19 protein-coding genes, 4 pseudogenes and 1 riboswitch are annotated in these 22,386 nt (G+C 66.4%); of the genes and pseudogenes, 7 read left to right on the top strand and 16 right to left on the bottom strand.

Going from position 1 to position 22,386, the window contains the following annotated elements; genetic code table 11:
* Positions 1-56: 56 nt before the first annotated feature.
* The 6 genes and pseudogenes from ACQR3U_RS18185 to ACQR3U_RS18160 all read right to left on the bottom strand — a co-directional run bounded on the left by ACQR3U_RS18185 (position 57) and on the right by ACQR3U_RS18160 (position 3,902).
* A complete protein-coding gene (locus ACQR3U_RS18185) occupies positions 57-860 on the bottom strand; it encodes an exodeoxyribonuclease III (RefSeq protein WP_230811346.1) in 804 nt (267 codons plus the stop codon).
* 119 nt (positions 861-979) lie between these two features.
* Entirely contained in the window at positions 980-1,615 is a 636-nt protein-coding gene (locus tag ACQR3U_RS18180; RefSeq protein WP_269572361.1) for an IS630 family transposase, read from the bottom strand.
* Positions 1,616-1,813, bottom strand: a complete 198-nt coding sequence (locus tag ACQR3U_RS18175) for a winged helix-turn-helix domain-containing protein (RefSeq protein WP_200358356.1) — start codon at positions 1,811-1,813, stop codon at positions 1,616-1,618.
* Between the two features lie 129 nt (positions 1,814-1,942).
* Positions 1,943-2,140: an IS3 family transposase gene (locus tag ACQR3U_RS18170; RefSeq protein ID WP_230811587.1), complete on the bottom strand. Its 198-nt coding sequence runs from the start codon at positions 2,138-2,140 to the stop codon at positions 1,943-1,945.
* A gap of 103 nt (positions 2,141-2,243) precedes the next feature.
* Positions 2,244-2,354, bottom strand: a pseudogene (locus tag ACQR3U_RS18165) (tyrosine-protein phosphatase); the annotation flags it as partial.
* A gap of 294 nt (positions 2,355-2,648) precedes the next feature.
* The gene (locus ACQR3U_RS18160; protein ID WP_230811586.1) at positions 2,649-3,902 is read right to left on the bottom strand and encodes a metal-dependent hydrolase family protein; all 1,254 of its coding nucleotides are present in this window, start codon (positions 3,900-3,902) and stop codon (positions 2,649-2,651) included.
* A gap of 197 nt (positions 3,903-4,099) precedes the next feature.
* Here ACQR3U_RS18160 and ACQR3U_RS18155 point away from each other — a divergent pair.
* The 3 genes and pseudogenes from ACQR3U_RS18155 (at position 4,100) to ACQR3U_RS18145 (ending at position 9,716) form a co-directional block, all read left to right on the top strand.
* A pseudogene (locus tag ACQR3U_RS18155) lies at positions 4,100-4,739 on the top strand (hypothetical protein).
* 214 nt (positions 4,740-4,953) lie between these two features.
* Positions 4,954-7,530, top strand: coding sequence for a YhgE/Pip domain-containing protein (locus tag ACQR3U_RS18150; RefSeq protein WP_230811585.1), 2,577 nt, complete (start codon positions 4,954-4,956; stop codon positions 7,528-7,530).
* Positions 7,527-9,716: a YhgE/Pip domain-containing protein gene (locus ACQR3U_RS18145; RefSeq protein ID WP_230811584.1), complete on the top strand. Its 2,190-nt coding sequence runs from the start codon at positions 7,527-7,529 to the stop codon at positions 9,714-9,716. Before ACQR3U_RS18150 ends, ACQR3U_RS18145 begins: the two co-directional genes overlap by 4 nt.
* Positions 9,717-9,769: 53 nt before the next feature.
* Here the strand turns inward: ACQR3U_RS18145 and ACQR3U_RS18140 are convergent, their stop codons facing one another.
* Together ACQR3U_RS18140 and ACQR3U_RS18135 are read right to left on the bottom strand one after the other, a co-directional pair.
* Positions 9,770-10,390: an IS630 family transposase gene (locus ACQR3U_RS18140; RefSeq protein ID WP_269572362.1), complete on the bottom strand. Its 621-nt coding sequence runs from the start codon at positions 10,388-10,390 to the stop codon at positions 9,770-9,772.
* Entirely contained in the window at positions 10,391-10,897 is a 507-nt protein-coding gene (locus ACQR3U_RS18135; protein ID WP_200358362.1) for a winged helix-turn-helix domain-containing protein, read from the bottom strand.
* A gap of 137 nt (positions 10,898-11,034) precedes the next feature.
* Between ACQR3U_RS18135 and ACQR3U_RS18130 the strand changes: the two are divergent.
* Both ACQR3U_RS18130 and ACQR3U_RS18125 read left to right on the top strand, forming a co-directional pair.
* Positions 11,035-11,136, top strand: a pseudogene (locus tag ACQR3U_RS18130) (IclR family transcriptional regulator); the annotation flags it as partial.
* Between the two features lie 113 nt (positions 11,137-11,249).
* Positions 11,250-11,396, top strand: coding sequence for a hypothetical protein (locus tag ACQR3U_RS18125; RefSeq protein ID WP_230811557.1), 147 nt, complete (start codon positions 11,250-11,252; stop codon positions 11,394-11,396).
* Positions 11,397-11,442: 46 nt separating this feature from the next.
* Here ACQR3U_RS18125 and ACQR3U_RS18120 read toward each other — a convergent pair whose 3' ends face one another.
* Both ACQR3U_RS18120 and ACQR3U_RS18115 read right to left on the bottom strand, forming a co-directional pair.
* Complete coding sequence (locus ACQR3U_RS18120) at positions 11,443-12,657, bottom strand: hypothetical protein (protein ID WP_230811552.1); 1,215 nt, start codon at positions 12,655-12,657, stop codon at positions 11,443-11,445.
* A gap of 148 nt (positions 12,658-12,805) precedes the next feature.
* The gene (locus ACQR3U_RS18115; RefSeq protein ID WP_016692844.1) at positions 12,806-14,023 is read right to left on the bottom strand and encodes an NADP-dependent isocitrate dehydrogenase; all 1,218 of its coding nucleotides are present in this window, start codon (positions 14,021-14,023) and stop codon (positions 12,806-12,808) included.
* A 270-nt stretch (positions 14,024-14,293) separates the two neighbouring features.
* Positions 14,294-14,405: riboswitch (SAM riboswitch) on the top strand.
* A gap of 134 nt (positions 14,406-14,539) precedes the next feature.
* Here ACQR3U_RS18115 and metX point away from each other — a divergent pair.
* Complete coding sequence (gene metX / locus ACQR3U_RS18110) at positions 14,540-15,667, top strand: homoserine O-acetyltransferase MetX (RefSeq protein ID WP_230811553.1); 1,128 nt, start codon at positions 14,540-14,542, stop codon at positions 15,665-15,667.
* On the opposite strand, the gene ACQR3U_RS18105 is transcribed toward metX, so the two are convergent.
* From ACQR3U_RS18105 to ACQR3U_RS18095, 3 genes are read right to left on the bottom strand one after another with little or no spacing between them, the layout of a single operon-like run.
* Positions 15,664-15,948, bottom strand: a complete 285-nt coding sequence (locus ACQR3U_RS18105; RefSeq protein ID WP_024101562.1) for a DUF3017 domain-containing protein — start codon at positions 15,946-15,948, stop codon at positions 15,664-15,666. The two genes, metX and ACQR3U_RS18105, sit on opposite strands and share 4 nt — an antisense overlap.
* Positions 15,949-15,974: 26 nt before the next feature.
* On the bottom strand, positions 15,975-16,829 hold the full coding sequence (locus ACQR3U_RS18100) for a bifunctional methylenetetrahydrofolate dehydrogenase/methenyltetrahydrofolate cyclohydrolase (RefSeq protein ID WP_006550113.1): 855 nt from the start codon (positions 16,827-16,829) through the stop codon (positions 15,975-15,977).
* 5 nt (positions 16,830-16,834) lie between these two features.
* A complete protein-coding gene (locus tag ACQR3U_RS18095; RefSeq protein ID WP_230811554.1) occupies positions 16,835-18,310 on the bottom strand; it encodes a wax ester/triacylglycerol synthase domain-containing protein in 1,476 nt (491 codons plus the stop codon).
* A 119-nt stretch (positions 18,311-18,429) separates the two neighbouring features.
* On the opposite strand from ACQR3U_RS18095, the gene ACQR3U_RS18090 reads away from it, so the two are divergent.
* On the top strand, positions 18,430-19,644 hold the full coding sequence (locus ACQR3U_RS18090; protein ID WP_230811555.1) for a glycosyltransferase: 1,215 nt from the start codon (positions 18,430-18,432) through the stop codon (positions 19,642-19,644).
* 10 nt (positions 19,645-19,654) lie between these two features.
* On the opposite strand, the gene ACQR3U_RS18085 is transcribed toward ACQR3U_RS18090, so the two are convergent.
* The 3 genes and pseudogenes from ACQR3U_RS18085 to ACQR3U_RS18075 all read right to left on the bottom strand — a co-directional run bounded on the left by ACQR3U_RS18085 (position 19,655) and on the right by ACQR3U_RS18075 (position 21,680).
* On the bottom strand, positions 19,655-20,269 hold the full coding sequence (locus tag ACQR3U_RS18085) for a maleylpyruvate isomerase N-terminal domain-containing protein (RefSeq protein WP_230811556.1): 615 nt from the start codon (positions 20,267-20,269) through the stop codon (positions 19,655-19,657).
* Positions 20,270-20,418: 149 nt separating this feature from the next.
* A pseudogene (locus tag ACQR3U_RS18080) lies at positions 20,419-21,440 on the bottom strand (aldo/keto reductase).
* 156 nt (positions 21,441-21,596) lie between these two features.
* A complete protein-coding gene (locus tag ACQR3U_RS18075; protein ID WP_228045153.1) occupies positions 21,597-21,680 on the bottom strand; it encodes an excalibur calcium-binding domain-containing protein in 84 nt (27 codons plus the stop codon).
* Between the last annotated feature and the right edge of the window lie 706 nt (positions 21,681-22,386).

Here is a 22,386-nt window from a genome sequence, read left to right as displayed (position 1 = left end):
AGGCCACGCCGCGCTGCGACCGAGGTGGGCACTTCTGCGCCGATCCGCAGAAGCGGTCAGCGATCGAAGGTCACGGTCACCGGTGCATGGTCGGACCAGCGCTGGTCGTAGCTCGCTGCGCGTTCGACGCGGGCCTCGCTCGCGCGGGCCGCCAGGCCCGGGGTCACGAGATGGTAGTCGATGCGCCAGCCTGCGTCGGTGTCGAATGCCTTGCCGCGGTACGACCACCACGAATAGGGGCCCGCGACGTCGCCGTGGAGGTCGCGCACCACGTCGCGCCAGCCGGTCTCGAGGAGGTCGCCGACCCACGCGCGCTCCTCGGGCAGGAAGCCGGACTTCTTGACGTTGCCCTTCCAGTTCTTGATGTCTCGCTCGGTAGGGGCGATGTTCCAGTCGCCGCACACCACCATGTCGCGACCTGCGGCCGTCACCGCGGCGTACCGTTCGGCGAGGTAGGTCGCGAAGCTCTTCATGAAGTGTTCCTTCTCGTCCTGCTTCGGCGTCTGTGCTTCACCGGTCGGCAGGTAGAGGCTTCCCACCGTCACGTCGCCGAAGTCGGCCTCGATGTAGCGGCCGGCCGAGGCAAACTCGTCGACGTCGAATCCGACGCGGACGGCGTCCGCCGGGACACGCGAGAGGATCGCCACCCCGGCGCGGCCCTCGGCCGAGGACTCTGCGCCGACACAGTGCCATCCGGCCTCCAGCGCCGGGGCGATCGCGGCGTGGAACTGCTTCTCGGTGGCCCGCACCTCCTGCAGGCACACGATGTCGGCGGCCGACGAGGCGAGCCAGTCGACGAGACCCTTGGCTGCGGCTGCACGCACGCCGTTGACGTTCACGGTGGTGATCACGAGAGGCACCGGGTCACCGTAGCCGACGCCGGCGATGCCACTGCTCCACCGTGGCAGGAGCCTGCCGTGAGAGTGGCTCACCCCACGACCGCGAGTTCCACAAGACGGAACACATTCACCATTTTCTCTCATTCAGCGGAACGTCCCGAGAGTATTAAAGATGTTTCGGTAATTGAGTGAGCGTAGATCATAACGAGAGCCTGGTGTGGTCGAGGAAGCCGTGACACACGGTCGTAGCTCGACCCGATCCGGGTCAGCCCTGCCTCGATCGCCACACGAACCTCGTCGAGAGTATCGGGGCACAGGTTGGCCAGTTCGGTGGATTTCATGTTGCCCCAGACTTGTTCGATGGGATCGAGCTCGGGCGCATACGCCGGGAGACGTTCGACGTGGAGCCAGTCGCGCTGGGTCGCCAGCCACGCGGTCATCGCCCGGGACCGGTGGGCCATCAGTCCGTCCCAGAGCACGATGAGCTTCTCGCTGGCGAAGTGGCCACGCAGTTCGGTGAGGAACTCGATGAGTTTGTCGGTGTTGTAGGCACCGTCGGCCATGGAGAACACAAACGCACTGCGACTGCGGTCGGGCCGATAGGCCAGGACTCCGGCCATCGACAGGCGTTTCCAGGAGAACCGGTGATGCAGAACGGGTGTGTCGCCTTTCGGCGCCCAGGTTGCGCGGACCACCGGGAGCAGCGAGACGCCGCTTTCGTCCTGGAAGCAGATCCATGCACCTCGGCGCCGCGCTATTTTTTTATCCGCGGCCACTCATCTCTCGCGCCAGGCGACGATGGCGTCCTCGTCGCGTTCGACCGCGCGCCGTGCGGGCCGCCGCCGGCTCCAGCCGAGCCGGGTCCGCAGGATCGTCCAGGTCTGGGTGGGTCCGTAGGTCACGCGTCGAGCGCCACGTTGCTTGGCTTTCCGGTAGTTGGGCTCCTCGCCGGAACCAGTCTTCTTCCCTGCCATTCGTCAATAATCAAGCAGCGCGGTGTGAATCAAGTGCAACGACACACCCTATTACCGAAATATCTCTAGGTGAAGTCGGTGACCCACTTCCGGTTCGGCACCTCGGCGGTGAAGTCACGATCGACCAGGTCAGGCGCCCGATTTGCCTTCCGGCCGCCGGGGATCGTGGTCCGATCCCCGGCGCCCACGAGTCACACCGGACAGGCCCTCGTCGCGCATCAACCGATCCACCGTGTGCTTGCCGACCTCGTGGCCCTGGTTGCGCAGGTGCACGGTCATCTTGCGGCGCCCGTACAGCCCCTCCGCGGCGCCGACGGTGCCGAGCAATGCATTCGTGACATGCGCGTCGGCGACGGTCCGTTCCGACGGCGGAGCGGTTTTCCAGTTCCGGTACGTGCGTGGGGCGACCTTGACGGGCCGCTGCCGCCCAACCGGTCCGGTCCTTGCCCGTCGTGCAGTGGATGAGCGCCGGCCGTACCTCGGGGTCGGCGAGCGCGGTGTACAGATGCCGGTATGCGGCCAGTGCGCTGTCGAGTCGCATCCGGCCGCACAGTGCCATCAGCAGTGCGGTTCGGGCTGCACCGGCCTGGGCGGCGATGACGCTGACCCCGCCGAGGTCGATGTCGAGGTCGAGTGGGCCGAACACGTGCCCCCACGGCCCGTGCAGTTCGATGCTGCGGGCTGATACCAGGGTTCCTGCGGTGTTCGTGACGATTGGCGGCGGTGGCTGCCAACTCTCGGACTGCATGTCGACCAACTCGACCTCCGGATTCGGGTACAACGCACTGACCGATTCCGGCCACGTCACCTGGAATCGGATGTCTGTGAACGTGCGCTACTGGAGAAGGTTCTTGACCACGTTGCCGTTCTTGACGATGACGGAGAGGTGTTTCGCGGGGTCGGCCAGCAAGCCGAGATCTTCGAGTGGATTGCCGTCGACCAGCAGGACGTCCGCCCACGCGCCCTCGGCGATCGCCCCGAACGGGGCCTGCCGGTACGGATCTCGCTCGCCGGCGAGCCGGAACAATTCGGCGTTGCCCGAGGTGAGCATCCGGAGGGCGTCGGCGTTGCTGTAGTGATCGCCGAGGCGTGCTGCCATCTCACTCTGCCGGTGCGCAAGCTGAGGTTCGAGCAGGAGATCAGTGCCCCATGCGGTCTTGACGCCGTGCTTGCGCGCCCACTCGTATACGTTGTCCGTTCCCGAGCAGATCTCCTTGTCCTTGTCGGCTCGGTTCGGATCCGGATAGTGGTGATCTCCCAACGCGAACGGCTGCATCGACAGCCAGACATCCTTCTCCGCCAGCAGGGCGATGGTCTCCTCGTCGGCGAGGTGGCCATGCTCGATCGACTTCACCCCTGCCGCGACCGCCCGGCGGATGCCCGTGACGTTGTAGACGTGCGTGGCGACGTAGGTTCCGTAGTCGGTGGCGGCGTGCACAGCCGCACGAAGTTCGGGATCGGTGAACTGGACGGTGTAGAGCGGGTCGTACATGGACGCGGCACCACCGCCGACCATCACCTTGATCTGGGATGCGCCCTTCTTGAGCTGCTCACGGACGGCGGCGAGGACGCGATCCGGCCCGTCAGCCACCCGCATGAACCCGATTTCCTCTGCGCGACTTTGATTTCTGCCGAGCGCTGTCGGACACTCGTAGACGAATCCGAAGTCGCCGTGCCCGCCGGTCTGGGAGATCGCGGCCCGCGACGGATAGATGCGAGGTCCCTCGAAGAGTCCGCGGTCGATCACCGACTTGATACTCCCGGTGTCGCCTGCCATGTCGCGCACCGCGGTGAATCCGCGGTGCAGCATGTTCTTGGCTTCGGCGAGGCCGTTGAGTGCGATGTGGGATTCGGTTCCCGCCACCATGTCGACGTAGGAGTTGGCATTTCCGACCAGATGCACGTGGGCGTCACTCATGCCCGGCATCAGGACACGATTTCCACCGTCGATGACGATGGTTTCCCGGCTCGGATCTTCGCCGACAGGGGAGCTGGACACCCCCGCGATGGTCGCCCCGTCGATCAGGACGTCACCGGTGACGAGTGACGGCGACACGCCGTCGTATACACGAACGTTACGGAACAGCAAACGAGTTCAAGTGTCCGATTTGGGTGGCATGGGCCGACCGTAACACCGAGGAAGCCGTCCTGCTCGCCACGGCGCGGGCAACCCGTTCCGTGTCGACCCGAGGGGCGCGATTCGTCGAATCACACGAGGTTGTCGTGTCGACAAATGGACCGAGTGTCGTGCTGAAAGTATTTGGGATTCTAACTATCATGCGGCGCATGTTGATTCACCCGACACTGCGAATGCAGTCCTGGGGCTTCGTGATCGGCTCCGCCCTCTTCGCGCTCGGTTCGGCGCCGTATCTGTCTGCTGTCTTGGGGGTCATGCTCGCGAACGTCTTCTTCTTCGCGGGATCCTGGTTCTTCACCGCAGCCGCGTTCCTACAGCTAACGTTGAGTCAACCGGCCACCGTCGTCGACGCCGGCCGTCCCGCGATCCGCGCGCTGTGGCTGGCTGCCGCAGTCCAGCTACTCGGGACGATCCTGTTCAACATCAGCACCGGCTCCGCACTCCACGCCCACACCGTGAAAGGGGAGATGCACCTGGTCTGGAATCCGAACGCGGAAGGCTCCATCGCCTTCCTCGTTTCAAGCGCCCTCGCCGTACTCATTCTGTTCAGAGCCGGAACCTACCTGGGCACCGAAGTCGAGGGACTGGCAGAGCGTCTGGCTCAACACCCTCGGTTCGATCGCGTTCGGCATCTCCGCAGTCGGAGCATTCGTCCTGCACGACGGGACCTCGCTCGACCCCAACTTGGCCAACGTGGGCACGTTCGTCGGCGCAGTGTGCTTCCTCCTGGCGTCTGCAGTCTTCCTCGGTCGCAGGAAATCGGCGCCGGAGCCGCTCCCGGTGTCGTGATTCCGCGGTGCCCATCCCGCTTCCGCCGCGACAGTGTTCGCCGAGCGATCATCGAGGCGACCGCAGACGTGCCCGGCAAGTACCCGTTCGAGACAACCAATCAGGCCGCACACGCGGCCTGAACCGCTCAACCCCACGAGTCAACTGAAGTGGGGGCAGTCCCTTATCCACGGTGCGATCCATGAATGTCCATACAGCTAAGCGGGGAAAGTGTATGCGCAACGCCTACAAGGTGCTTCGTCGTGACCTCACGCGTATCCGTCGGGCTCCGAAGTCGTGGGCGATCATCATCGGACTGCTGGTGCTGCCCTCCCTCTACGCCTGGGTCAACATCATCGCGTTCTGGGATCCGTATGGGAACGCAGACCACATCAAAGTCGCCGTCGTCAACCAGGACGAGGGAGCCAGTACCGAGCTGACCGGTGAAGTGAACGTCGGCGAGCAGGTGGTGGCCCAGCTCAAGTCGAACGACCAGCTCGGCTGGCAGTTCATGGATGAGGACGCGGCCATGGAATCGGTCAGGTCCGGCGAGAGCTACGCCGCGATCGTCATGCCCCCCGATTTCAGCAAGAACCTCCTCACCATCGTCACCGGCGACTTCGTCCGGCCGGAACTCGAGTACTACACCAACGAGAAGGCCAACGCGATCGCCCCGAAGATCACCGAGGTCGGTGCGTCCACGCTCGACACGCAGATCAACTCGAACTTCGTCTCCACCGTCGCACAGACCATCGCCAAGGAAGCCGAGCAGGCCGGGGTCGATGCGGGAGACTGGCTGGTCGATTCGCGCAGCCAGACGCTGACCGCGTTGGACCAGGCCCTCGCGACGGTCCAGGCCACCCGCACGACCCTGACCGAGTTGAACGGCACGCTCGAGCCCGGGGCGGCGGCGCTCACCGATGCCAGGCGAGCCCTGGAGCGGGTGGACGCGGCCATCGGGGACGTCACCGCAGCGGTCTCCGACGCGCAGGGCCTCGTCAACGAGGTCCAGGGCGACCTGGTCAAGTTCTCCGACACCCTGACCGGCGCCTACGTCTCCGGCACGGCGAACCTCACGGGCGCCACCACCCGCCTCAACGAGAGCGTCGGGCAGGTCGCGGTCGGCGCCGACGCGGCCCGGTCGGCTCTCAGCACAGCTCAGCGTGATGTGCAGGCGGTGATCATCGCAAATCAGGCGCTACTCGCCACCATACGTCCTCTCGTCGCCGCCACCCCTGACGGGCTGCCGCTCAAGAACCAGCTGAACCAGGTGATCGGCGCGCTCGAAGCGCAGACGGTCCGCGATCAGGAGCTCCTGGCGACCCTGGAGGCCGCGCAGGCTGGTGTGTCCACGGTGGCCGATCAGACGGCCGCCGCGTCGGAGGCCATGGCCGCCGCCCAGCGTTCCTCCGGCGCGCTGCAGAGTGTGTTGTCGGGGACCTTCCCGGGGCTCAACCAGTCCATGTCGTCGCTGTCCGCGACCGTCGGGGCGTTCTCCTCGGCGCTCGATTCGCAGCGTGTGCTCGTGGGCGAGGCCGTTGGCATGCTCACCGAACTGGAATCGGTCATGGATGAGACCGGCTCCGCAGTGTCGTCGCTGGACGGGAACCTCGCGGACGTGCAATCGGATCTCATCGCCCTGCAGACCGACCTCAGTGCGATCAGTGCCACGGACCTCCTCAACCAGGTGAGCACACTGACCTCGCTCGACCCGGACACGATCGCCGAATTCATGGCGGGGCCCGTGGTGGTCCACGAGAACGACCTGTTCCCGGTGCCGGCCTACGGCTCGTCGATGGCGCCCCTGTTCACCAACCTGTCGCTGTGGATCGCCGGGTTCGTGTTGATGGTGCTGTTCAAGCTCGAGGTCGACGACGAGGATGTCGAGGGCCTGACGGTGCGGCAGGCGTACTTCGGGCGCTGGCTGCTGTTCGCGGTGATGAACGTCATCCAGGCGCTGCTGGTGAGCATCGGCAATGTGGTGATCGGCGTCCAGACGGTCAACCCCGTCGTGTTCGTCGCCACGGCGGTGTTCATCGGCCTCGTCTACATGTCCATCATCTATGCGCTCTCGGTGTCCTTCGGCTACATCGGTAAGGGCATAGCCGTGTTGCTGGTGATCATGCAGATTCCCGGCGCCTCGGGAATCTATCCGATCGAGATGATGCCGGACTTCTTCCGGGCGTTGTTCCCGTTCTTCCCGTTCACGTACGGGATCGACGCGCTGCGCGAGACCATCGGCGGCTTTTACGGCTTGCACTACCTCCGGTGCATGGCCGTACTCGTACTCTTCGCCGCGCTGGCCTTCATCCTCGGGCTGTTCCTCCGCCAGCGGCTGGGCAACTTCGCTCGATTGTTCAACAGCAAGTTGGCCGATACCGGTCTGTTCCTGAGCGAGGACGTGCAGATCCTCGGCTCCCGTCACAGGCTCACCCAGTTGGTGCAGGCCCTGACCGATCGGGACAAGTTCCGGGAGGACAACGCCCGCAAGCGTCGTTGGCTGGACACCAACCACAAGGCCGCGCAGCGCGCCGCACTGTTCGCCGGCGTGATCGGGTCCGTGGTTCTCTTCGTGATCGGGTCCGTCTTCCCCGATGAGAAGGCCACAGTCCTCGGACTGTGGGGGCTCCTGTGCCTTCTCGTTATGGGTTCGATCGTGGTGGTCGAGTACATCAACCAGAACGTCCTGTACGGCGCAGAGGTCAGCGATCTTCCAGACGATGCGTTGAAGCGAGCTCTGGCACAGGAAGATATCGCGATCAGGTCGGACGCCCGACTCGACCAGCTTGAGAAGCAGGGACAGAACGCGTGAACAACATCATCACCCTGATCCGTCATGACTTCCGTCAGGCCACCAGCAACGTGGTCGCGGCGGTGGTGCTCGTCGGCGTCATACTGATCCCCTCCTTCTTCGCGTGGTTCAACGTGTTGTCGAGCTGGGACCCGTTCGACAACGTCAACAACCTCGAGGTCGCGGTCGCCAGCGCCGACGAGGGTTTCGAGAGCGACCTGTTCCCGATGCGCGTGAACGTGGGCGACCAGGTGGTCTCGCAGCTGCGCGCCAACAGCGACATCGACTGGCAGTTCGTCTCGGAGGAAGAAGCGATCGAGGGCACCAAGTCCGAGGAGTACTACGCAGCGATCGTGCTGCCGAAGGACTTCAGCCAGAAGATGCTGACCTTCATCGCCCCCGGCGCCTCGCCGGTGGAGATCGACCTCTACGTCAACGAGAAGAAGAACGCACTCTCCTCGCTGATCACCGGCGAGGCCGCGACGGAGGTATCGACGCAGATCAACACCAGCTTTACAAAGACCCTCAACGAGGTCGGTCTGGCGCTGGTGTCGTCATTGGCCACCTATCTCGAGGGCTCCGAGACGCAGCAGACTCTGGACCGGCTGCAGGCTTCGGTGGGCGGGATCTCCACCCAGCTGAATTCGGCAGCCGGCACTGCCGACATCTTCGCAGTGGTGCTCTCGTCTGCCGACAGTCTGCTCTCCAGCGCCGGTTCGCTCGCCACCGCATCGTCCGATGCCGTGCGGGACACCTCCGGAGCGATCGGACAGGGTGCCGGTGCCGTCACCTCCGCCCGGGACGTCCTCGCATCGACGTCCGAGCGACTCTCGCAGGCCTTCAGCGCCAGCGCCGGAAGCTTCGAGGCTCTTCGTGCCGAGGTCGACCGGATCTTGGGCAACTCGCCGTCGCCGCAGTCCGTGGCGACGCTGTCGCAGGCCTCCTGGATAGTCGGGCAGCAGGCCGAGTCGTACGCCCAGCTTCGTGATCGGTTGCGGGACCAGGCATCGGCGGCAGGTCTGGACCCTGTGACCCGGGACGCTGTGAATCTTCTCGCCGATCGAGTCGCTGGCATCGTCGACCGTCAGGAGGCTCTCGAGCAGCGCCTCGACGCGGCGGCGGCCGGTCCCCAGTCGACGGGTGACGTTGCCGCGGCGCGCAGCGCAATCCTGCGGGACGTGGATGCCGTACAGGCAGCGATCGTCGGGGCGCGGGACCAGTACACCAACAGCCTGCGGCCGAAGCTCGACCGACTCGCAGGCGACCTCTCCACAGTGGAGGGGAACTTCGCGGGTATCGGTCAGGATCTGCGAGCAGCGGAGCAGTCGCTGTCCTCCGGGGCGGGTTCGCTGAGTGCCGGCCTCTCCGACGCGGAGACCGCGGTCCGGCTGCTCGCGAGCGATCTCCGTGGGACCTCGGATATCTTTGCCGATCTCGAGGCGGCCCTCGCGCGTGCCGAGAACACCGGTGACCTCAGCAAGGTGACCGAGATCATCGGCTCGAACCCGGCGACGTTCGCCTCCCAGCTCGCCTCTCCGGTGAACCTCAAGGAAATCCCGGTGTTCAAGGTCGACAACTTCGGTTCGCAGATGGCGCCGCTGTACACGGTCCTCGGGCTCTGGGTGGGTTCGCTGCTGCTCGCGGTGCTCATCCGCACCGAGGTCTCGCGCGAGTCGCTTCCACCGCTCGATAAGCCGCTCAAGCCGTGGCAGGAGTATCTCGGCCACTACGCGATCTTCGGCGGGATGGCTCTTCTGCAGAGCACGATCCTCTTCGTGGGCCTCATCGGCTTCGTCGGGGTTCGTCCGGCGCACCCGTTCCTGTTGATCCTCGCCGGGTGGGTGATGTCGTTCGTCTTCTCGCTCATCACGTACACGCTTGTGCTTGCATTTGGCGAGGCGGGTAAGGCAATAGGGGTGCTCCTGCTGGTCGTGCAGATCTCCGCGGGTGGGGGTGCGTATCCGTTGGCGGTCCTGCCGGAGTGGTTCCAGAACATCAGCCCGTTCGTCCCGGTCTCCCATGCCACGACAGCGGTGCGCGCGGCTATCGCGGGAATTTACGATGCCGACTACTGGAAGGCGCTAGGCTTCCTGCTGCTGTTCACTCTGCCGGTCCTGCTGATCGGTTTGGTCTTGCGCCTGGCGGTGAAGAATTTCAACGATGATCTGAATTCGTCGTTGGAGGGGACCAAGCTCCTGAGCGTGTGAGCGCTCAGCACCCGACTACTGCTTCAGGAGATCAGCCACCTCATCAGAGATGGCTACTGCACGGTTAAAGATGGTTCGGTAATTGAGTGAGCGTAGATCATAACGAGAGCCTGGTGTGGTCGAGGAAGCCGTGACACACGGTCGTAGCTCGACCCGATCCGGGTCAGCCCTGCCTCGATCGCCACACGAACCTCGTCGAGAGTATCGGGGCACAGGTTGGCCAGTTCGGTGGATTTCATGTTGCCCCAGACTTGTTCGATGGGATCGAGCTCGGGCGCATACGCCGGGAGACGTTCGACGTGGAGCCAGTCGCGCTGGGTCGCCAGCCACGCGGTCATCGCCCGGGACCGGTGGGCCATCAGTCCGTCCCAGAGCACGATGAGCTTCTCGCCGGCGAAGTGGCCACGCAGTTCGGTGAGGAACTCGATGAGTTTGTCGGTGTTGTAGGCACCGTCGGCCATGGAGAACACAAACGCACTGCGACTGCGGTCGGGCCGATAGGCCAGGACTCCGGCCATCGACAGGCGTTTCCAGGAGAACCGGTGATGCAGAACGGGTGTGTCGCCTTTCGGCGCCCAGGTTGCGCGGACCACCGGGAGCAGCGAGACGCCGCTTTCGTCCTGGAAGCAGATCCATGCACCTCGGCGCCGCGCTATTTTTTTATCCGCGGCCACTCATCTCTCGCGCCAGGCGACGATGGCGTCCTCGTCGCGTTCGACCGCGCGCCGTGCGGGCCGCCGCCGGCTCCAGCCGAGCCGGGTCCGCAGGATCGTCCAGGTCTGGGTGGGTCCGTAGGTCACGCCGGTGAGCCGCTCGATGACGATCGCGACCCGTCCCAGGGTCCACACCCCGGTGGCGAAGCCATGAGCTTGGGGTCCTTTGAGCAATTCCTCTCGGATCACTTCGATCTGGGTGTCGTCGAGGCGGGGCCGGCGTCCAGCTCGCCTGGGCCCTTCGAGTGCGTCACTGCCCCCGTCGGCCCATTGCCGATACCAGCGTGAGGCGGTCTGCTGGGTCACCTCCAGTTCGACCGCGACATCGATCTGTCGTCGTCCTGCGGCGAACATCTCCGCGGCGCGCATTCGCCGGTCACGCAACGCCTCGAAATCGCGTCGAGCGCCACGTTGCTTGGCCTTCCGGTAGTTGGGCTCCTCGCCGGAACCAGTCTTCTTCCCTGCCATTCGTCAATGATCAAGCAGCGCGGTGTGAATCAAGTGCAACGACACACCCTATTACCGAAATATCTCTACTGGGGAAACACTCATGCGTTCCATTCTGCGGATTGTTCGGACTGTTCTGTGGGCCTGGAGTGACTCGCATGACACAGGCATCGACGGTCGCCGGAGCCGACGGCGGCGTGCGGAGCGTCGCCCGCGCGTTCGATCTGCTCAACGCATTCGACGCCGAGCACCCGATCCGGACGCTGCGCGAACTCGTCGGGATCACCGGGCTCCCCAAGTCGACGGTGGTGGACTGGCCGCTCTCGGATCGACCACCGAGATCACCGTCCGGGTCCGCCGTGCAGGCGAGATCGTGCGGGAGGGCACGGCGCTCTCCCGGATCGACACTCCCCTCGAGTGGGAATGGCTGCGCGCCGGGGGTCTGTTCGACCACCTGCTGACCGAGCAGACGGAGCGGCAGCGCGCTACGCACCGCGATCCGGTGGGCGCGCACCGGTAGACGAGCGGATCGACGGGGCCGCCCTCCGAGGAGGACGTCCCCGTCGTCATGTCCGGTCCGCCGGAGCGACACGGGCGACGGTGCGCGCCCGCACGATCAGATGACGGAGCGGCGGGACGGAACCCTCCGCTCGACCGTTCCTCCGACCACCGTCGAGCTCGGCGCGCCGCACCCGGTACCGCTCGCGCAGCACCGCGGCGCGCAGGGCGGCGGTGACACCCGGGAAGCGACCCCGACGGCCCACCCCGACGGTGCCGAGGAGCAGGACGGCGGCCGGCAGGACTATCCAGGCGTACAGGACGGCGGCGGAGGCGATCGCCTCGGCGACGGCGTCCTCGTCGAGTGCCGCCCACACGATTCCCGCACCGACCACGACGTAGAGGGTGCCACCCAACGCCGCGGCCAGGACCGCGCCGACGTATCGGCGGAGCAACCAGCAGCGGACCGTCCACAGCACGAGGACGACGGCCGTGAACATCGTGATCGCGGACGTGACCACCACGAAGACCACGTCCGAGGAATCCAGGAAGGGCCCGGAGCCCGACTCGTCGTCGAACACCACGATCATGAGGAGCCCCGCCACCACCGTGACGACGGCCAGGACCGCAAGTTCGACGGCGAGCGCCGCGAAGGGGTGGCCGGCGACCCGCGGGTCGCCCGGTCGCAGCCTCGCCGCCGTGGCGAGCAGTTCACGTCGGCGCAGCAGCGACGCCTCCCGGCGCAGACGACGGCGGGCACCGACGCCGCGTTGGGTCGCGAGGAACAGGTCCTGGCTGAGTACCACGATCACGAAGACCGCCGGGAACAGCAGCAGCGCCGCCAGATCCACGGAGTGCGGGAGACCGTCGAGCAGCGCTGCGACGAAGGTCATCGTCGCTCCGACACCGAACACCGACCCGCACAGTTCGAGGTGCTCGAGGCGCAACGCCTCGGTCGATCGGGACGAACCCTCGGCGGCGATGACCGGCCCGAGCGACCAGGCGATGAGATTGAGCGCGATGACGAGGGCGGCGAGGACCCCGAGAACAGCGGCGGCCTCGCCCATCGTGAGGGTGGTGAGCACGCCGCTGCGCACCGGCGTGGACCGGTCGTAGGCCAGTTCGTCGGTTCGGCGGGCGATCGCGTGGATCATGTTCGGGGCGAGGGCGACCGGCAGGTAGGCCAGCGCCGAGCCGAACATCAGCGCCCACACCCGGGTCCAGAAGCGCCGGCGGGCATGCGCCCCGCCGCGACCTTCGGAGTCGGCACCAGTGGTGGTCACGGCCGTCCTCCTCCCGGGCACTACGGCGGTGATGCGACTGACAGTGGTACACGGAACGGTAGCCCGTGCCCGGAGTGCTCGGGAAACACGACACGGGACGCCCGGTGCGGGCGTCCCGTGTTCGTGCTGCCGAGAAACGAGCCGAAGGTCAGGCGCGAGCCTTCTGCAGGTTCTCGTCGAGTGCGCCGAGGAACTCCTCGGTGGTCAGCCAGCCCTGCTCCGGGCCGACGAGCAGTGCGAGGTCCTTGGTCATCTGACCGGCTTCGACGGTCTTGATGACGACGTCCTCGAGCTGCTGCGCGAACTCGATGACCTCGGGGGTGTTGTCCAGCTTGCCGCGGTGCTCGAGGCCGCGGGTCCAGGCGAAGATCGACGCGATCGGGTTGGTCGACGTCGGCTTGCCCTGCTGATGCTGGCGGTAGTGCCGCGTGACGGTGCCGTGTGCGGCCTCCGCCTCGACGGTCTTGCCATCCGGGGTCATCAGGACGGAGGTCATCAGCCCCAGCGAGCCGTAGCCCTGGGCAACGGTGTCGGACTGGACGTCGCCGTCGTAGTTCTTGCAGGCCCAGACGTAGCCGCCCTCCCACTTGAGGGACGATGCGACCATGTCGTCGATGAGGCGGTGCTCGTAGGTGAGACCGGCGGCGTCGAACTCCGCCTTGAACTCTTCCTCGTAGATCCGCTGGAACTCGTCCTTGAACATGCCGTCGTAGGCCTTCAGGATCGTGTTCTTGGTCGACAGGTAGACCGGGTAGTTGCGCTGCAGGCCGTACGAGAGCGAGGCGCGCGCGAAGTCCTGGATGGACTTCTTGTAGTTGTACATACCCATGACGACGCCGCCGTCCTCGGGGATCCGGCAGACCTCGTGCTGGATCGGCTCGCTGCCGTCCTCGGGCGTGAAGGTGATGGTGACGGTGCCCGGGCGGTCGACCTTGAAGTCGGTGGCGCGGTACTGGTCGCCGAACGCGTGGCGGCCGACGATGACGGGCTTGGTCCAGCCCGGAACCAGACGCGGCACGTTCGAGATGATGATGGGCGCGCGGAAGATGGTGCCGCCGAGGATGTTACGGATGGTGCCGTTGGGCGACCGCCACATCTTCTTCAGGCCGAACTCCTCGACACGCGCTTCGTCGGGGGTGATGGTGGCGCACTTGACACCGACGTTGTGCTTCTTGATGGCGTTCGCCGCATCGACCGTCACCTGGTCGTCGGTGGCGTCGCGGTTCTCCACGCCGAGGTCGTAGTACTCGAGATCCACGTCCAGGTACGGGTGGATCAGCTTGTCCTTGATGAACTGCCAGATGATGCGGGTCATCTCGTCGCCGTCGAGTTCGACGACCTTACCTTCAACCTTGATCTTGGACATATGCGTTTCGTGTCCTCCTAGGACGTTTCTGTAGGTCCCCAATCGACCGCACTTTGTGGGTGCGGTCGCCGTCGGCTCGCGAGCAGCGAGCATGGCCGTGTCCACGTCCTGAACCGCGGCCAAACATGACAAGCGTACTGCTATTGCCGACGACCGCAAAGCGCCTCGTCCCACCCTCACGCCCTACCGACCGGTAACTTTCCTGCTGGTCAGGGATGCTCAGAGGGTGCATAAAGACCCTGCAACGGAGAGTCGCTAGACTGCCGGGAAAGTCATGAGTGCCAGCGTCAAGCCCCGGCTTGCTGGCCGGCAACCCTCCGACCGGGGTGGGGTGCTCCGGGTGATGACACGGTCGGTGGAACCCCACCGACAAGCCTGTTGTCGGGAGGACTGAGATGATGATGTGCTGTCGCACCCAAGCCACGATCACACCTCCCATCACCGCCGGAAGGACACGATGACCGACATCCGCAGCCGGCGCTGCCAGCCCACCGCGAGCCTCGAGGCGGTCATCTCTTGACGGCGGGCACCGAGCGGCGTCGCGTCGAACTGCCCCCGGCAGACGGACGCCTCGACACCATCGACATCGGCGATCTCGCGCTCGAGAGCGGCGAGACGCTGCCGAACGTCACCGTCGCCGTGCAGAGGTGGGGCGAACTGTCCCCCGCCCGCGACAACGTGGTGCTCGTCGAACACGCCCTCACCGGCGACTCGCACGTCACCGGCCCCGCCGGACCGGACCATCCGTCCCCCGGCTGGTGGTCGGGCATGGTCGGCCCCGGTGGTCCGATCGATACCGACCGCTGGTGCGTGGTTTCGACGAACATTCTCGGCGGGTGCCGCGGCACCACCGGCCCCGGCAGCACCGCACCCGACGGCAAGGCCTGGGGATCCCGCTTCCCGCTGATCACCGTGCGCGACCAGGTGGCGGCCGAGGTGGCGCTGCTCGACAAGCTCGGCGTCGACGTCCTCGCCGCCGTGACCGGCGGATCGATGGGTGGCATGCGCACCCTCGAGTGGATCATCGCGTACCCGGAGCGGGTGCGAGCGTCGCTCGTCCTCGCCACCGGTGCCCGCGCGACCGCCGACCAGATCGGCACCCAGACCGCGCAGATGGCTGCCATCACGGCCGACCCCGACTGGCAGGGCGGCGACTACTACGGCACGGGGCGGCGTCCCGAAGCCGGACTCGCCATCGCCCGGACCATCGCGCACCTCACCTACCGGACCGAACTCGAACTCGACACGCGCTTCGGGAATCTACCCCAGGACGACGAGGACCCGTGGCGCGGCGGCCGGTACGCCGTGCAGAGCTATCTCGAGCACCAGGCGCGCAAGCTCGTCGCGCGTTTCGATCCCGGTACCTACGTGGTGTTGTCCGACGTGATGAACCGGCACGACGTCGGGCGCGGACGCGGCGGCGTCGAGGCCGCACTCGCGTCCACCCCGGTCCCGACGATCGTCGCCGGCGTCGACTCCGACCGCCTGTACCCGCTGCGCCTGCAGCAGGAGATCGCCGATCTGCTCCCGGGATCGGGCGACCTGCGTGTGCTCGTCTCCCGCGACGGACACGACGGATTCCTCACCGAGGCCGACGAGGTCGCGAAGCTCCTCGTCGAACTGATGAAGCTCGCCGAGGGCTAGTCGGTTCCCAGCGGGTCGATCGACGCGGCGAGCGCCACCACGATTCCGCCGACGACCATCATCGAGGCGACGTCGAACGCCTTGCCGCGTACCGCGAGGACACCGACCTTGTCCTCGTCGAGAGCCCAGCGGAACAGGCCGGCGAGGATGGTGGCGCCGCCGAAGACGAACGCTCCGCGTCGCCACCGATCGGCGATCACCAAGATCACCGCTGCCGCGATCACCAGGGTGACCGCGAGCAGCGGCAGGTTCAGACGCGTGAATCGCATAGCCCGAGCCATCTCGTCTCCCGGGGTCGTCGACCCGCTTATCGGGTCGCGAGCAGCTCGGCCCGCTCCACGACGTTGGTCAGCAGGAAGGCGCGGGTGAGCGGTCCGACGCCACCCGGGTTCGGGGACACGAAGCCCGCGACCTCGCGCACGTCCGCGGCGACGTCGCCGCGCAGTCCGTCCTCGGTGCGGGAGACACCCACGTCCAGCACAGCGGCGCCGGGCTTGACCATGTCCGCCGTCACCAGCCCGGGAACACCTGCGGCGGCGACGATGATGTCGGCGCGACGCACCTCTGCAGCGAGATCACGAGTGCCGGTGTGGCAGAGGGTGACCGTCGCGTTCTCCGAACGACGGGTCAGCAGCAGACCGATCGGGCGGCCGACGGTGACGCCACGACCGACCACCACCACGTGCGCGCCGGCGATCTCCACGTCGTAGCGGCGCAGCAGGTGGATGATGCCGCGCGGCGTGCAGGGCAGCGGAGCCTCCTTGCCGAGCACGAGCCGGCCGAGGTTGACCGGGTGCAATCCGTCGGCGTCCTTGCCCGGATCCATGCGCTCGAGCGCCGCGTTCTCGTCGAGATGCTTCGGCAGCGGGAGCTGGACTATGTAGCCGGTGCAGGCAGGGTCGGCGTTGAGCTCGTCGATCGCCTCGAACAGCTGTTCCTGGGTGATGTCGGCGGGCAGATCCTTGCGGATCGACGTGATGCCGACCTTCGCGCAGTCGTTGTGCTTACCGCGCACATAGGCCGCGGATCCCGGATCGTCGCCGACGAGGATCGTGCCGAGACCGGGCGTGACGCCCTTGGCCTTCAGCGCATCCACGCGGACCTTCAGGTCCTCGAAGATTTCGTCGCGGGTTGCTTTGCCGTCCAGGATCGTCGCAGTCACGTCGTTCATTCTTCCAGGCGCCCGTCCGGCGTCGAATCGCGGCCGGTACCGGAAACCGTCCGCGCGCCGGGAGGCAGGCAGTCCCGGGATAGTTCCGCGAAGGCTTCGGCGAGGTGCCGCTCGTACTGCTCGGGGTCGGGCATGCAAGAGTCCGAGGCCAGAAAGGACAAGGTGAGAACCTCGCCGAGCGAGGTCACGGAGTGGACGAGACCGTAGTTCCGGTTGAGCATCGGAGTACCGATCGCCTCGACGGCGGGACTGCCACCGAATCGGAGGCCCTCGACCGGCCCGCGCGGCACATTCGTCACGGTGGTGTTGGCCAGCGGCACCACGTCTCCCGTGGGCCCCACCCGCCCGCGGTGCGCTCTCCGGATCGTCATCGCCAGGTCGAACGCGGGCGATGCATCCACCGCCGCAACGGAGGCAGCCGACTCCGGACGCCGGATGCGCTGTTTCTCGAGAGCGGCCGACTCGTGGACTCGGCGGAGTCGCTCGCGCGGATCAGCCCGATCGAGGTGCAGGTCGACATACATGAGCGTGACCTTGTTCTCCGACTCCGCTCCCGCTCCGTCCCGGAGGGATCCCGGAACGATCGCCGCCGGTGAATCGGTGGGAATTTCCTCGTAGGATGCGAGGTAGGCGCGTAGTCCGCCCGAGACGACCGTCAGGATCACGTCGTTCACCGAGGTATCCGTGGCGCGCGCGACGGCACGCACCTCCGGCAACGGCATACGGACGACGCCGAGCTGCCAGGCGCTGCCGGCGTCGGTGTCGAAGCGGGTGCGGGGACGCTGCGGCCGGGGGGCGGTGATCTCCCCCGATGCGGTGAGACCACCCAGTGCTCGTCGAGCGCGACGTGCTGCGACCAGAGCCGGGAGCATCCTCGCGTACCGGAAGGGCAGCGAGACCGCCGCGCGGACCGGTCCCGGCACGGCGACGATGCGTCCTCCCGCCGAAGGGGCGGCAGCCGGATCGTCGAGCAGTGCACGAGCGATCTCGACGGCTCCGAGCCCGTCGGTCACCGAGTGGTGCAGGAGCAACGCGACGATGGTGGCGCCCTCGGGAAGGTCCTCGACACCGCGGATGTCGGTCAGGACGTGCACTTCCCACGGCGGTGCGGACAGATCGAGGCAGCGTTCCTTCATCGACGCGAGCAGCCGATGCAACCCGCTGCGCGAGGTCGGTCCGATCGTCTCGTACCGGACGTGATCGTCCGGATCGACGCCGGTCTCGACCCAGTACGGGAAGTCGAGGTTCGCCGGCACGCGGTGCAGGCGTCGGGTGAGCGCCGGTGTGCGATGCAGGCGCTCCCCGATCCAGGTGACGGCGTCCCCACGTGTGCGGATGGGGGCCTCGCCTCCCCGGGCGTCGAACACGTAGAAGCTCACCATGGTCGACGGCGGAGCTTCGGGGTCGGTGTCCCCCACGAAGACGTGGAGCGCGTCCCGCGCGGCCAGTCTGATCCCGCGTCGGCGTGTCATCGCGATGGTTCTCTCCCGGGTCGCCCGCTGCTCGTGCCTCTCGATTGAACCAGTTACCGCCCGGGGCCACACCCGGTCGACGATTCGCGTACACGAGCGCGGAGCGGTGTAATTCGGCCATGGCGCACCGAGTCGGATCGACGACCGGCAGCACACGAGGCCGGGCCGCGCGTCGCGTCCTGTTCGCGTTCGCAGGCGGCCTCGGCCATCTCGCACCGATGCTCCCGATCGCCGACGTCCTGCGCGGAGCCGGCCATCGCATCGGCGTGTGTGGGGACGCGGACGTCCTCGCCGGCACCCAAGGCTTCGACGCGTACTTCCCCGAGGGAGACACGACATCCGCTTCCGGCCGGTCCATAGGCACGCTCGCTCCTCCGGATCTCGACCACGAGTACTCGGTGATCGGCACCCACTTCGCCGGTGTGCTCGCATCGCGACGATTCGACCTGGTCCGCGAGGTCGTCGACCGCTGGCATCCGGATCTGCTGATCTGCGACGAGATGGACTTCGGTGCGATGACGGCGGCCGAGCACGCCGCCGTTCCCCGCGTGGTGGTCGACGTGATCGCCTCCGGAGCGCTCGTCCGGATCGACCGCATCCGTGAGCCACTGCGACGACTACGGGCCGCCCACGACCTCCCTTCCGATCACGAGTGCTCTTTCCTGTCACAGGATTTGGTCATCTCACCGTTCCCACCGTCGTTCCGTGATCCTGACGTCCCGTTGCCTGCCACAGCCGTCTCGACAGGGCCGGGCTCATCGCCCGCGCCCCACGGACATCTCGCAGTCGACTGGCTTCGTGGCGGCAAGGAGCCCCACCGCGTGTACGTCACGCTGGGTACCGTCTTCAACACCGAGTCCGGTGATCTCTTCGTCCGTCTCCTCCGGGGGCTGCACCGACTACCTGCGCGCGTGCTCGTCACCGTCGGCCGCGACGTCGACCCGGCCACCCTGCCGTCACCGGGCGGCAACGTCCGCATCGAGCGGTTCGTGCCCCAGTCGGCCGTGCTCCCGCACGTCGATGTCGTCGTCAACCACGGCGGATCGGGCAGCGTCATCGGTGCGCTCGCCCACGGCGTTCCGGTCGTCGCGCTTCCGATGGGTGCGGACCAGGAACTCAACGCCCGACGGCTGGTCGCGCTGCGTGCAGGGACCAGGGTCGATCCCGTCACCGCAACCTCGGCGGAGATCGGAAGGATCACCCTCGATGCGTTGTCCTCGGGCTCTCTCCGCCCCGGCGCCGAACGGTTGCGCGACGAGATCGCACGATTGCCGCTACCGGAATCCGTGCTCGCGCTGCTGGAGGATTCGATGTTCCGGTCCCGGCTGCGCTGAACCTCTCCGCTCACACGACGGAATAGCCGTTCGGCAACGCCATCCGACCGGTCAATGCCCGCAGCACGGTCGTGCCGTCGCCGAGTGCCAGAGCGATTCTCGCCGCCAACAGGGTGGACTGCTCGAGAACCTCGGCGGGAGGTTCGTAGGGAACATCCGCGGCGGCGGCGATGTCGAGACCGTGGACGGCGAGTTCGAAGGTGCGTGTCGGGAGGTAGGAATGCAGCCGGATCCCCGATCCTCCGATCACCCGGATCAGACGATCCTCCCCGGTACCGAGCCGCTCGATCACCGCAGCCGACAGGGCACCGATCGTCGCCACCGGGTCGTCACCGAGGCCGGCACCGGCACGCCGCCCGCGTTCGACGATGTCGCCCGCGCCGAGGACCGAGGTCAGTTCCTCGACGTGGACGTAGTACTGCTCCGCGCTCGCGAGGTCCTCGGTGTCGGCAGGACTGTCGAGATACGTCGCGACGGTCGTCAACGAGCGTGAGGTGTGTCCGATCAACGATCGGAGGTCCCACTTGCCCCGGCCCGGTCCGTCCCAGCGGTCTTCCGGCACGGCACGGACCAACTCCGCGAAGCTGCGTACCGCCGAGACATACATCGCTACCGGCGATTCCATGACATCTCCCGCGGCCGACCGGATCGAACCCGACACGAGAATGAAAGCACGCGTCTCCCGGCTACACCGTCGGTGTGCGCACGCGGGTCGGCACGGATCGCTCGCGCAACGTGAATCCCAGCTTCTCGTAGAGCCGGATGGCGGTCATGTCAGAGACCGAGGCCGGTGCCGTGGACACCGTACTCGTCGATGACCGCGAGTTCGTCGTCGGTGAGCGGCGGGAAGCTCAGTGTCTCGACGTTGTGGTCGAGCTGCCAGGTCGAGCTCGCGCCGAGGTCGCGGCGGGCTGCCGGAGCACCCACTGCAGTGCCAGCTGGGCCAGCGACTGCCCACGCGACCGGGCGAGCTTGTCGAGTTCGGTGACGCGCTGCCGGTAGATCTCGTCGATCACGTCCGGGGAGAGGAACGCACTGTTTACCGCTCGCGCACCGTCCGGGATGGTCTCGAGATACTTGTCCGTCAGAAGTCCCTGTGCGAGCGGCGAATACACGACGAGTCCGAAGCCGTCCTGCTCGGCCGCGTCGAGCAGACCGTTCTGCTCGATGCTGCGGTCGAAGATCGAGTAGCGCGGCTGGTGGACGAGCCGTGGGACACCGGCTTCCCGCAGAAGTGTCGCGGCCTCATGCGCACGATCCGGTTGGTAGTTCGAGATGCCGACGTAGAGCGCCTTCCCCTACTCGACGGCGGAGACGAGTGCCCCGACGGTCTCCTCGAGCGGGGCCGTCAGGTCGGGACTGTGACTGTAGAAGATGTCGACGTAGTCGGTGCCGAGGTCACGCAGGCTGTGCTCGAGCGAGCCCAGCAGCGACTTGCGCGACCCTCCCTTTTGGTAGGGACCGGGACCGATCGGGTTGCCGGCCTTCGTCGACAGGATGATTTCGTCCCGGTAGGGCGCGAGGTCCCTGCCGAGGATCCGGCTGAAGTTCTTCTGCGCGGCGCGGTGCGGCGGACCGTACCGGTCGGCGTTGTCGAAGCGGGTGATTCCGAGGTCGAAGGCGTGGAGGATGATCTCCCGCTGCGCCTCGAAGGGGTAGTCGGTGCCGAATTTCTGCCACAGCCCGAACGAGAAGGCCGGCAGGTCGAGCCCGGACCGCCCCGAGCGCCGGTAGGGAATCGTCTCGTAACGGTTCTCGGATGCGGTGTACGGGGTTTCGACGGTGCCGTGCGACATCGGGCGGGGTTCGCCTTTCGGTTCCAGCGGAAATTCGGGTCCACGACACTCGATCACGGGCACTTCCGGACTGTCACCGGTTCCGCTCAGACTGCGCACTATGCACCATCACCGGTGTTCGGATGTGACAGGCACATCCGAACACCGGAGCGCGCACTACTTGTCACAGGCGATGCCCTCGTTGTCCCCATCGAGGTATGGCGCGTATCGGGGGTTCCCCGCGCAGAATCGGGGCGGCACCTGCTGCTATGGCCTCGGAGCAGTTCTTGTACGACACCGCAGACTCGAGCGAGGACGGCGTGGTAGGCGTACGAACGCGTCGAATACCCCAGTCCTGGGAGCCCAGCGAGCAATAACCGTGGCTGCGTGCATACCGTTGACCGTGAGCGAAACGACCCACCCGCGTGGTCTTGCATCCGCGTCTGCTTTCAGCGGTACGGGGCACGCCCCCTGCCTCCGCTCCACTCTCTCCTAGCGTAGGGTCAAGCGGCTCCTCAGAGAGCCGCTGAAGACCGAAGAAAACAAAACGGAGATCTACTGAGGGAAGAGATGCCGACCGCAGAGGAGATCGACGCAGCCCGCACGGAGCGGGGTGGACGGACGAAAGAAGCACTCGCTCAGTGGGGCGTACCGTGGCCTCCCCAAAAGGGATGGAGGCAAGCACTGATCAAGGGTCGTACGCTCGGAGGCAGCACCGAGCACCAGAGCGGGTGACCACGGTCAGACCAAGCCCCACTCGCGTTCGATCCGGGCGATCTCCGCCGCGAGTTCGGGGCCGTCCGAATGGCTGTAGGCGTAGTACACACCGACGTTGATGACTGTGACCCAGTCCAAGGACGGGTTTAGATGCAATACCGTTCAGTTAGGGGGGTTTGCGTTACGATGAGGTGTGCCTCGGAGTGGATGGGTGAAGCCGGTCTCGGATCGGCGGTTGTCGGATGTGGTG

The organism is Rhodococcus sp. IEGM1339 (assembly GCF_050321925.1).
GTDB lineage: Bacteria > Actinomycetota > Actinomycetes > Mycobacteriales > Mycobacteriaceae > Rhodococcus > Rhodococcus pyridinivorans.
The sequence above is the reverse complement of the archived record's forward strand: the minus strand, read 5'-3'. Positions and strand labels throughout refer to the sequence as shown.

Bases quoted from the DNA above. Each gene is read 5' to 3' on its own strand.
- ACQR3U_RS18150 (WP_230811585.1), top strand. From the start codon at position 4,954: ATGCGCAACGCCTACAAGGTGCTTCGTCGTGACCTCACGCGTATCCGT.
- ACQR3U_RS18095 (WP_230811554.1), bottom strand. From the start codon at position 18,310: ATGACACGCCGACGCGGGATCAGACTGGCCGCGCGGGACGCGCTCCAC.
- ACQR3U_RS18105 (WP_024101562.1), bottom strand. From the start codon at position 15,948: ATGGCTCGGGCTATGCGATTCACGCGTCTGAACCTGCCGCTGCTCGCG.
- ACQR3U_RS18135 (WP_200358362.1), bottom strand. From the start codon at position 10,897: ATGGCAGGGAAGAAGACTGGTTCCGGCGAGGAGCCCAACTACCGGAAG.
- ACQR3U_RS18085 (WP_230811556.1), bottom strand. From the start codon at position 20,269: ATGGAATCGCCGGTAGCGATGTATGTCTCGGCGGTACGCAGCTTCGCG.
- ACQR3U_RS18175 (WP_200358356.1), bottom strand. From the start codon at position 1,813: ATGGCAGGGAAGAAGACTGGTTCCGGCGAGGAGCCCAACTACCGGAAA.
- ACQR3U_RS18090 (WP_230811555.1), top strand. From the start codon at position 18,430: ATGGCGCACCGAGTCGGATCGACGACCGGCAGCACACGAGGCCGGGCC.
- ACQR3U_RS18115 (WP_016692844.1), bottom strand. From the start codon at position 14,023: ATGTCCAAGATCAAGGTTGAAGGTAAGGTCGTCGAACTCGACGGCGAC.